Origin of the sequence: Xanthomonas sp. SHU 166, from assembly GCF_000364685.1 — a bacterium.
Lineage (GTDB): Bacteria > Pseudomonadota > Gammaproteobacteria > Xanthomonadales > Xanthomonadaceae > Xanthomonas_A > Xanthomonas_A sontii.
This window is the reverse complement of the sequence record NZ_AQOJ01000028.1, coordinates 1-8,964: the sequence shown is the minus strand read 5'-3', so window position 1 is coordinate 8,964 and position 8,964 is coordinate 1. Positions and strand designations below refer to the sequence as shown.

Genomic DNA, 8,964 nt, shown 5'->3' with positions numbered 1-8,964 from the left:
GGCGGCGGCGGCGACCGAGGCCAGCACCAGGGCGGCGCAGGCCTGCGCCAGACGGGTACGGGCCGGCGCGGCGCGCGCGGTCAGCGGCCGCGGGGAGAGAGAGGAAAGCAGCATGTCGGATCCTTGTGAGCGCGCAGAATCGAGTCCGTTCGGCTTGCGCAGCAGCCCGCGACGGCATGCGCCATACGATGGCGCAGCGCGGCACGATATGTCGTCTGTGTTGCACCGCCATTGCAATGACGGCGTGGCTGCCAAGGCGCGACGATGCGTGACCGCATCACGTCACGCCACGCCGTCGCAGCGGACATCTACGGACCTCATGCATCGCGACGGCGAACTGCAGCCGGACCTGCAGGCCCGCCGCGACGCCATCGCCCCGCACCGCAGCGCCGAACTGCGCGCCGACCGCCAGGACCTGACGCCACTGGCTAAGCCACAGCAGGGCGTGCACCTGCTGCGCGAGGCGTTTCCCTCGGCGACGCCGATTCCCGGGGTGGTGGACGCGGGCACTGGGGAACGATAGGCCCCAGGATGCCACGCGCAAGCGGCGTGATTCAGGCCGAAGCGTCCGGTTCTGCGCGACGGTATGCCACGTGCTGCAGGGGCTGCAGCGGCTCCGGCATCGGCACGGCGACATGCACTTCTTCGAGGTCCCAGCTCGCCGGAAAGTCCGCGATCACCTCGGTGGCGGCGCACGAGCAGCTTTCGCGAGGCGTTTCCATCGGCGGGCCGTCGTATTCGAAGCGCAACCGGACCACGCGGCGCGCCTGGTCGGCCTCGATCGAGGCCTGCCGCAGTTGTGGGTGCACCTCACCGAGCAGGGCGCGCTGCAGGCTCAGCAATAGCGCGGTACGACTGCCGACGTCATCCATCGCGCTTCCCTCGTCTACGCCGGCGACGTCATTGCGTGCAGCGCTGCGCGGCAAAGTCCGTCAGGCGTCGGGTGAGCGTGCCTTCCTGCCACGCGATGTCGAGGATCACCCAGCGATCGTCCTGGCGACCGAGCACCAACGTATCCGTCCACTGCTGGTCATCGATGGCCAGACGGGCGCGCACCTGCGCGGTGTCGCCGGTGACTTGCGCGGTCGTCGAGACCAGCGCCGTCGGTTGGTCCGGCCACAGGAAGAAGGGGCTCTGGTCGAGCATGTGCGGCTTGACGTCTGCAGGCACAAGTTTGGCGCAGGCTGCCTCGTAGGCGCGCTGCGCCTCCAGCGCCGCGAACAGTTCCCGCCCCAGCAGATGCCGCACCTGCGCAACGTCGCCATCGGCGTGCTTGGGCGCGATCGCCCAGGCATAGAACGTCTGGACCGTGTGCGCCGGCGACTCGCCCGCGATGGCGGCGAACGCGCTCAGCCACAGACTTATCGCACACAGAACGCGCATTCCCCTCATGGATCGTTGCCACCTCGGGCCGCCAGATGCGGCATGGCGATCCTCGACCAGTGGCTGCGCGGCGTCAATGCGAGCGCTGCCTCGTGCGCCAGCGGCCGGCGTGGCCGCAGCAACCAGATGCCTAGGTAACGGGAGACATCCGATTTCACCGGAACTGCAACCACGTAGAGCGGCTTCAGCCGCGACAGGCTTTACCGGGAATGCCCGTTTCGGCTGAAACCGCTCCTACAAGGCCACGACACATGCCGCTAAATCGCAGTGAAAGCGTGTCACCAGGGCATCCTTCAGTCGCTGTCCACCCCGAGCACGCTCAAGCGCAGCGGCGGTGCATCCGGCCCGATCGGCGCATGCGCCAGGGTTCCGGTCACCCTCACCACCTGGCCGACACCTTCTTCGCGCAGGTGTGCGGCCTGGTCCGCGGTGACCGCCAGCCGCAGCTGGCGCACCTGCTCGTAGCGCGGCTGGCGCCCATCCGCCGACGCCGCCACGCACAGCGGCTGCGGCAGGATCAGTACGTCTTCCTGGGTCGCTGCCGCACCGGCAGCGGCGTCCGGATGCGTATGCGTATGCGTATGCGGGACAGTAGGCGGGGCGGCGTCGGTGGGCGACGGCGCCAGAATACCGGACAGGGTGACCTGAGTCGGGCCATACGGCAGGCAATGCCTGGGCGCCGCCATCAGCTCGGGCGAGGTGCCGATCAGCAGCAACGGGAACAGCGACAGGGTACGGATCGGCATGGTGGCACGCGGATGGAGAGGGACCGCCGAGCATACCCAAGCGCGATGGCGCGTGTGCTGCAGTCCGCGCCATCGCGTCGCGCAGCCCTACCGGCGGTCAGGATTCGCGTTCCACCACCACGTCGGTGAACCGCGGTTCGGCCGCGATCAGCGCATGCAGCCGCGCAAAGCACGGATCGTCGTCGCGCATCGCATGGCGGCCGAGCAAACGCTCCCAGACCGAGCGCTCCTTCTCGATCTGCAGCATCCAGGTATGGTTGCCATCGACCTCTTCCTCGGCGTAGGCACCGACCAGGTAGGTGCGCCCCTGGCATTCGGCTTCGGAGGCCCAGCCCCAGTCCTCCGGGTCCGGCTCGGACAGGACCATGGCGTCGCCCACACGCACGCGCAGCCAGTCCAGCAGCGAGCTGCCGCGGATCGGATTGATGGGATTCTCCGGCTCGGCGCTCACCTCGAGCAGACGGGAGCGGAAATGGATGACAGGATGCATGCGGCAGCTTGACTCTCGAACGATCGGGGGGGCGGACGCGCGCATCGGCGTGGCTGCGTCATGGCGCGCAGGCGCGGATGGGCGGTCCAGGAAGGTAACGCATGCACGGCCGCCCAGGTGGACAACGGTGCGGCACGTCATGTAACCCGGTGGCGGCCGGCATCGCCGTCTGCGGCACATGGGCATCTCTCGCAGCGCCCTGCCACCGGGGACCGACACCGTGGTGCAGCGACCGGCCGGACCCATTGCAGCACGGGCGCATGACAACTCATCGCATCTGTCGTAGACAGGCACGCGCGCCCAGATACGCCCAGATGCCGATTGCGACGGCAAGCCAGACGCTGGCGACCTTGCTGCAGGCCGAGGCGAAGGCCAGGTACGGAAACGAGTCGCCGGGAGGACCACCTTGCAACGACGCTGTGCCCCCGCGTTGCCAGAACGTCAGCCACGCCTCGACACCGCACCACAGCGGCAGCACCCAACCGGCGGACAGCAGCGCGATCGCGAGGGCGAGCAGGCGCTGCTTCATCGCACACCGCCAAGCGCCGACATCGCCACGCGGCAAGCAGCGTGGTCGTGCGACGGATCCGCAAGCCGGTTGAGCAGCCATAGGGCGATCGACCGTCGCGGCAGCCCTCCCGCAGTCATGGCGACGCAGCGGCGGCACAGCCTCACGGTGTTTGCTCCGGCTCCGGCTCCAGATCCGGCTCGAACGGACGATCGGGCAGGCGCTGCCCGCACCACGGACAGAACTGCACACAGATCGCATCATTGAGGTACCAGGTCGGATCCTCGCCACGGAACAACTCGAAGCCGATCCGCACGACCCTGTCCGGCTTGGTCACCGCCGCGAACATGCTGCTGCAGCAGTAGCGTGCGATTCGCTTGCGCCACACCACCCGCTCCGGGAACTGCGCGTCCATCCAGGCGGCGCTCCAGGCCTGGCATGCCGAGCACTGCGCCAGATGCGACAGCGCCGCGAAGGTTGGTGGGTCCGGGAAGTGCTCCTCTTCCACCTCGATCATGCACTCCAACGCCATCACCAGTTCGGGGCGCTCGTCGATCTGATCGCGCAGGGTCGACAGCGTGTAACGCGTAGTGAAGCAGGTGGCCGAGTGAGGCATGGGTAGGTGCAATCCGTTGCAGTCGACAGCAAGCGTAGCGCTGTGTGGCCGCTTCGGGGTTAAGTCCCCGCTGCCTGCCACAGCGCATAGCCCAACAGCCCAACGCCCACCAGAGCGAACCCACCCCAGAAGGCCGCCGCGTCGGCCGAGACCACGCGTGGGGCCAGGTACGCGCTGCGCTTGCCGGATTTGCTGCGCCGTTTGCTGCTCCACGGTTCGACACTGTAGTAGCCGAACGAGAACGTCGGCACCACGATCATGCCGACGACATAGCACAGGCCGTACAGAAAGATCTCCAATAGCGGGCGCAGGACGATCTCGGTCAACAGGCTTGCGGGCATGATGTCATCTGATCCAGACAGAGTGATGTACGGCGCCGGCCACGCCCCTGCATTGAGCCTGCATGCGATGCTCGCCGAGCGGCCGGTGGCCGTCAACGGCTCACTGGCTGCCGCTGAGCAACCGGTGCACCAGCTCGAATCCAAGGACCGACATCGACGGATAGCGGGCGTACTCGTCCACCTCCAGCATCCGCAAGAAGGTATCGCCTTCGTGCAGCTCCCCGGCGATGTGGAAGGTGAGCAGTTCCCCGGTATCCTCGGGCAGCGGCGCGCGGCCGACGATCTGCCATTCGCCGCTCCTGAGTTTCTGGGTGCCGGTGAACAGCAATCGGATGTCCTTGTCGCCATCGCGCACCGGCAGCGGCCGGGTCGGCGACGCGCCAAGCCTCGGTTCCGATGCCTGCTGTTCCAGCACACAGAAGCCGACCACCTTGCGATAGTCGCCCCGCGGCGCCCACAGCACTTGGCAGAGCGCGTACGTTCCCGCATCCGACGGGATCGCGAAGACATCGCCCGCCCGGTACTTCACTGCCATTCCACCGCCCTCTGAAATCTGGACCGCGGCAAGGGTATCCCTGCGGCGTGCTTGATGGCAGCCAACTTACAGGTCGAGGTGTTCCTCGGCGTCGATGTCCTCACCTGCCAATTCGCTCGCCACCGGTTCACCCGGCATGCACCACACTATTGCCCCACCTTTGGAGCGACTGTGATGCACAAGACCTGGCTGCTCGCCTTGTTGGCGGTTCCCGCACTGGCCTACGCGGCGCCGGACGAGGACACGGCGATGTGCCGCAACGGCGGCTTCCCCATGAGTACGGCCGGGTTCTCGCTCGCCAAGGTCGCAGTGCCGCGCCTGTACCTGCTCAACGACGACGACGGTTGCCCGGCCAAGGGCGAGGCCGCGTGCCGGCAGCGCGCCTATGTGGTCAAGGACGACACCGTGATCCTGGCGCAGCGCCAGGGCGGCTTCGTCTGCGCGTTCTACCCCAACAAGGTCGGGGGCAGCGCCGGCTGGGTGGCGGCGTCCAGCGTGCAGCCACTGCCGGCGACGGCCGCACCGAAGCCGCAGGCCTGGGTCGGGCATTGGCACGACGGCGACAACGAACTGCAACTGATCGCCAACGGCGACGGCACCATCACCGCCAACGGCGATGCCTACTGGCCCAGCGCCAACCCGACCCCAGATCAAGCGCCTGGTGGGCCGCACCTTGGCGCCGTCACCGCGCGCGGCTTTCCCGAAGGCAATCGGCTGGAACTCAGCCAGGACGACTGCAAGGTCCGCCTGCAGTTGGTCGGCGATCTGCTGGTGGCTTCGGACAACCTGGAGTGCGGCGGCGCCAACGTCAGCTTCAATGGCGTGTACCGGCGCAAGGCGGCGAAGCACTGAGGCGCGGTCTCTGCGGTGCTGGCGTTGCGTTTGATCCAGGCGGCGATCCAGTGCCGCCTGGGTTCTCGCTAGAAGATCGCCTCCCGCGGCTTCATTCCAGTTTGCGTCACAACCCCACGCTTTGCGTGACCAGGTCCGCAAAGACCCACACATCGCCCTTGTCGTACGTCTCGGGCGCTTCCGTTCCGCCCAGCGTCGGATACGGTTGCGGGATATAGATCTGCCCGGGCTTCAACGGGCCAAGACGCGCCGCGATCGCCCGTACATGGTCGCCGCGCAACACGTACTCTTCGAAGCCCGGATCGCGCAGGATGGCCGCCTCGAACGCCGCGGTGGACGCATGTGCGCCATACGACTTGCCCGCGGCCTTGAACGGATGCAGCACCGCATAATCCTGGCTGGCCGGATCATGCAGAAAGAAGTGGCCGAGACTCGAGTAGCCGACCACGACGGTATACGCCGGGAATGCGTCCGCCCACGGGCCGAGCACCTCGTGCGATTCCGGCGTGATCAGGTGATACAGCGGGACGTTCGTCGCTTCAGCGCGCTCTGCACTCTGACTCATTGGAGACCTTGCTGCGATGGCGCGCCAGGATACAAAGCCACGCGCATCCGCCTGCTGTCAGCGTGTTCACTTAGGCCTTGGCAGTGGCTCCGTAGCACTTGGCCGATCCATCCAGGAAGAACTGCACGTCGCGCTCGTCGCACCAGGCTTCCAGCTCGGCCTTGAACACCGGCCACAGGTCGCGCGCCCATGCAGGTGCACTCTGCGCCCAGGCATGCTCGGTGGGCGCGTAGACCGTGGGCACGCCCATCGGGAAATCCAGCACGAACTCGCCGCCCGGGCCGGTGCAGACGAGTTCTTCCTTCCAGCGGGGTTGGAATTGGAATGTGGTCATGCGTCCGTTAGCGGCAGATGGATGCGATCTCGCACGAACAAGGCACTGTGCCTATCTTCCGCCATGCTCAAGCAGCAGTTGCAGGATGGCCGGAGAAGCCATGCCGCGTGCAATTCCCGTTGGGGTCACCGACTCTCCTTCCGGAAGATTAGGATCTGCGCCATATTTCAGTAGCAAGCGAACGAGGTCGGCGTTGCCATTCCTCACTGCCAGTGCGAGTGGGGAGCTGAACTCGCCTGGAAGACGAACGCACTCCGTGATCTGCGCATAGCCACGACCGTTTGGGTCTGCGCCTCCTTCAAGCAAAATTTCTACCCCTGTCCAATCCTCGAACGCCACGGCCCTATTGAGGAAGTGATACTCGTACGCGGCCTTGCAGCGATCTTTGGCGAAGAGGTCTTTGGCATCGACGGCGGGTGGCAACACGCTGAGCGCCAACACGGCGAGTAGAGAGACCCTTTTCATGTTGCAAGTTGCCTCTTTTGACTCGATCCGCACGAACTGTCGTTGGTTTGAATAAGTTCCAGTCTATAGGACGGAACCACATGACTCCAATCAATACTCTTCACTACGGCTTCTCCAAACGACCGCCCAGTGCGCACAGGCCGCCAACAGGTTCCTGGTTCAGAGAGGCGCCAGTCCCAGCCTTCAGCTCAGCGGCACAGCGCTGGTTGACGACCAGGCGGTCGCGGATGGCTCACCATGCCTCACAACTTAATTTGCCCTTGTACATCCTACCGCGCATGGTCCAGGTCGTGTCCGGCCCTGCTCCCCTTAGCTTGAAGCTCGGTGGAAGCGAGGGATCGCCTGGATCGGTGTAGGTCAGGTCGATCCTGCTAGCGCTCTGATCCAACGCAACGACTTTGTAGGAACCTTGCGGAAGATTGCGTGGCCCATTCTTGTCTTGAATGAGGATCCCACCAATCTTGTCGTAGCCGAGAAATTCCAGATCCGGCACTGGTGCGCCGGGCGGCGCTTAGAACGCCCACATCGTACTGCTGGCCACGGCGGAGGACGCGGCCAGGAAAAGCGCAGTGATAAGGGCAAGTAGCATCTAGCCCTCCTTTGCCGTTAATGCCGAACGATCAAGCCCGCGAACGAGTACGGGTCGGATACGACACTTTAAGCATCGGTCACCAAGAGGCAACCGCTTCCCGCGAATATGCAACGAAGGGCAGCCTGCAATGTCAGGTACTCCGGCGGTGTCAACTGGAACACGACCGTGAGAATCCCCAAACCAGCCAGTGCCACCGGCGAATCTGGAACGAATGTAATCCGCGCGTGGCCAGGGCTGAGCAGAAACTGGGAGACGCCGCCGTAGCCCGAGGTTTCCTGGCCGCACCATTCGACATGATAGGTGTCCATCCTCAACGCCACGTCCTGCTCGTCGAACGAGAATGCACGCTGGAGCAGGAGATAGGTCGTGGTATCGAGCGCCTGGTCGGCGAAGCCGACAAGATGGCACTCCCCCTCTGGGTGTTCTACAGCGATGCTTCTCGCTTGAAGTACGAATGACGACATGCCGATGCTCGCTCCTCATTCGCCATATTCCACAGATTAGAAGAAGGCCAAGAGCGAACTCCCAAGAAAGCGCGCTCTGAGCCGTATTTTCCGCATAGGCTATTCAGCACGGTTGAAGCGGTTCATCGTGATCGCCGGCTCGCCGTTGATGTTCAACCAGACCACGGTTTCGGTCATCGTCTTGCCATCAGGGGCGACGGTGTAAGTGCGCGTCGTGCGCGGCATTCCCTTCAAGTAGAAGGCGGCGACCATCACGTTCGGCGCCGGCAGCCATACGGCCGTGGTGTCGACCGTCGGGTAGCCTTTGCTTGGGACTGCGGTTCCGTCTAGCGGATAAATGGCGACGGCATGGATGTCATGCCCATCGCCACCGACGATGTCGGCATTCGTCTGCCACTTGCCCTTGCCCACATCGCTGTAGGTGAGCGAGGCGCTTTTCGGCCGCTGCGCGGGCGGCGCCGGCATGCTCGCGACATCGAGCACCCATTTTCCGAGAAAGGGCGACTTGGAGGATTGGGCGAGCGTGGGCGCATTACAGACAAGGCCCACGATCAGCAGCAGTACGGCGAGATGCTTTTTCATACTTTCTCTCCAGCGGCTTAGGCGCATTGTTGCATAACCTCGACGTCCCCCCGCTTTCAGTAACGGGGCTCTTTAGAGTCCGGGTTTCATCGTAGCGGCTTTGGCCGCTAGCTGTTGGGCATAGGCGGCCGGGGTCAGGCCGCCCAAGATCTTCTTCGGTCGCTCCTCGTTATATTCCCGTCGCCAGGTCTGGATCTCGGCGCGGGCGTGCAGCAGCGTCGGGAACCAGTGTTCGTTGAGGCACTCGTCGCGCAGGCGGCCGTTGAGGCTCTCGATGTAGGCGTTCTGGTTCGGCTTGCCTGGCTGGATCAAGCGCAGCTGCACACCGCGCTCGTGAGCCCACGTCACCATCGTCTTGCCGCAGAACTCCTTGTCGTTGTCGGTGCGGATCACCTGCGGCAGACCCCGTGTCAGTGCCAGCCGATCCAGCACCCGGGCCACGCCGTGACCGTAGACAGCCCGCTCCACCTCGATCGCCACCGCCTCGTGCG

At 65.0% G+C, this 8,964-nt stretch carries 15 protein-coding genes and 1 pseudogene; 2 read left to right on the top strand and 14 right to left on the bottom strand.

The genetic code is table 11. The features are described from left to right. Positions 1–322: 322 nt before the first annotated feature. A pseudogene (locus tag D180_RS01565) lies at positions 323–523 on the top strand (DUF1264 domain-containing protein); the annotation flags it as partial. 31 nt (positions 524–554) lie between these two features. Here D180_RS01565 and D180_RS01560 read toward each other — a convergent pair. The 8 genes from D180_RS01560 to D180_RS01525 all read right to left on the bottom strand — a co-directional run bounded on the left by D180_RS01560 (position 555) and on the right by D180_RS01525 (position 4,619). After that, entirely contained in the window at positions 555–872 is a 318-nt protein-coding gene (locus D180_RS01560; RefSeq protein WP_226975198.1) for a hypothetical protein, read from the bottom strand. Positions 873–900: 28 nt separating this feature from the next. After that, positions 901–1,392 carry a DUF3828 domain-containing protein gene (locus D180_RS01555; protein WP_232760259.1) on the bottom strand — a complete coding sequence of 164 codons (492 nt, stop codon included), beginning with the start codon at positions 1,390–1,392 and terminating at the stop codon, positions 901–903. A gap of 284 nt (positions 1,393–1,676) precedes the next feature. Further along, positions 1,677–2,129, bottom strand: coding sequence for a hypothetical protein (locus D180_RS01550; protein ID WP_017911388.1), 453 nt, complete (start codon positions 2,127–2,129; stop codon positions 1,677–1,679). A 97-nt stretch (positions 2,130–2,226) separates the two neighbouring features. Continuing rightward, entirely contained in the window at positions 2,227–2,619 is a 393-nt protein-coding gene (locus tag D180_RS01545; RefSeq protein ID WP_017911387.1) for a hypothetical protein, read from the bottom strand. 268 nt (positions 2,620–2,887) lie between these two features. Continuing rightward, entirely contained in the window at positions 2,888–3,148 is a 261-nt protein-coding gene (locus D180_RS01540) for a hypothetical protein (protein WP_017911386.1), read from the bottom strand. A 142-nt stretch (positions 3,149–3,290) separates the two neighbouring features. Beyond that, the gene (locus tag D180_RS22670) at positions 3,291–3,743 is read right to left on the bottom strand and encodes a hypothetical protein (RefSeq protein WP_017911385.1); all 453 of its coding nucleotides are present in this window, start codon (positions 3,741–3,743) and stop codon (positions 3,291–3,293) included. 59 nt (positions 3,744–3,802) lie between these two features. Continuing rightward, a complete protein-coding gene (locus tag D180_RS01530) occupies positions 3,803–4,084 on the bottom strand; it encodes a hypothetical protein (protein ID WP_043090287.1) in 282 nt (93 codons plus the stop codon). A 100-nt stretch (positions 4,085–4,184) separates the two neighbouring features. Further along, complete coding sequence (locus D180_RS01525) at positions 4,185–4,619, bottom strand: hypothetical protein (RefSeq protein ID WP_017911383.1); 435 nt, start codon at positions 4,617–4,619, stop codon at positions 4,185–4,187. Between the two features lie 174 nt (positions 4,620–4,793). Here D180_RS01525 and D180_RS01520 point away from each other — a divergent pair, with 174 nt between their 5' ends. Then, the gene (locus D180_RS01520; protein ID WP_017911382.1) at positions 4,794–5,471 is read left to right on the top strand and encodes a hypothetical protein; all 678 of its coding nucleotides are present in this window, start codon (positions 4,794–4,796) and stop codon (positions 5,469–5,471) included. A 106-nt stretch (positions 5,472–5,577) separates the two neighbouring features. Here D180_RS01520 and D180_RS01515 read toward each other — a convergent pair whose 3' ends face one another. From D180_RS01515 to D180_RS01495, 6 genes are all read right to left on the bottom strand, one after another. Further along, positions 5,578–6,036 carry a T6SS immunity protein Tdi1 domain-containing protein gene (locus D180_RS01515; protein ID WP_017911381.1) on the bottom strand — a complete coding sequence of 153 codons (459 nt, stop codon included), beginning with the start codon at positions 6,034–6,036 and terminating at the stop codon, positions 5,578–5,580. 70 nt (positions 6,037–6,106) lie between these two features. Then, complete coding sequence (locus tag D180_RS01510) at positions 6,107–6,370, bottom strand: hypothetical protein (protein WP_017911380.1); 264 nt, start codon at positions 6,368–6,370, stop codon at positions 6,107–6,109. Between the two features lie 51 nt (positions 6,371–6,421). Continuing rightward, complete coding sequence (locus tag D180_RS22665) at positions 6,422–6,868, bottom strand: ankyrin repeat domain-containing protein (RefSeq protein ID WP_198526493.1); 447 nt, start codon at positions 6,866–6,868, stop codon at positions 6,422–6,424. 624 nt (positions 6,869–7,492) lie between these two features. Next, the gene (locus D180_RS01505) at positions 7,493–7,891 is read right to left on the bottom strand and encodes an Imm10 family immunity protein (protein WP_017911379.1); all 399 of its coding nucleotides are present in this window, start codon (positions 7,889–7,891) and stop codon (positions 7,493–7,495) included. Positions 7,892–7,990: 99 nt separating this feature from the next. Beyond that, positions 7,991–8,473: a hypothetical protein gene (locus D180_RS01500; RefSeq protein WP_043090286.1), complete on the bottom strand. Its 483-nt coding sequence runs from the start codon at positions 8,471–8,473 to the stop codon at positions 7,991–7,993. Between the two features lie 72 nt (positions 8,474–8,545). Beyond that, positions 8,546–8,964 (bottom strand): integrase core domain-containing protein (locus tag D180_RS01495; RefSeq protein ID WP_017911377.1); only part of this gene is annotated, 419 nt, incomplete at its 5' end.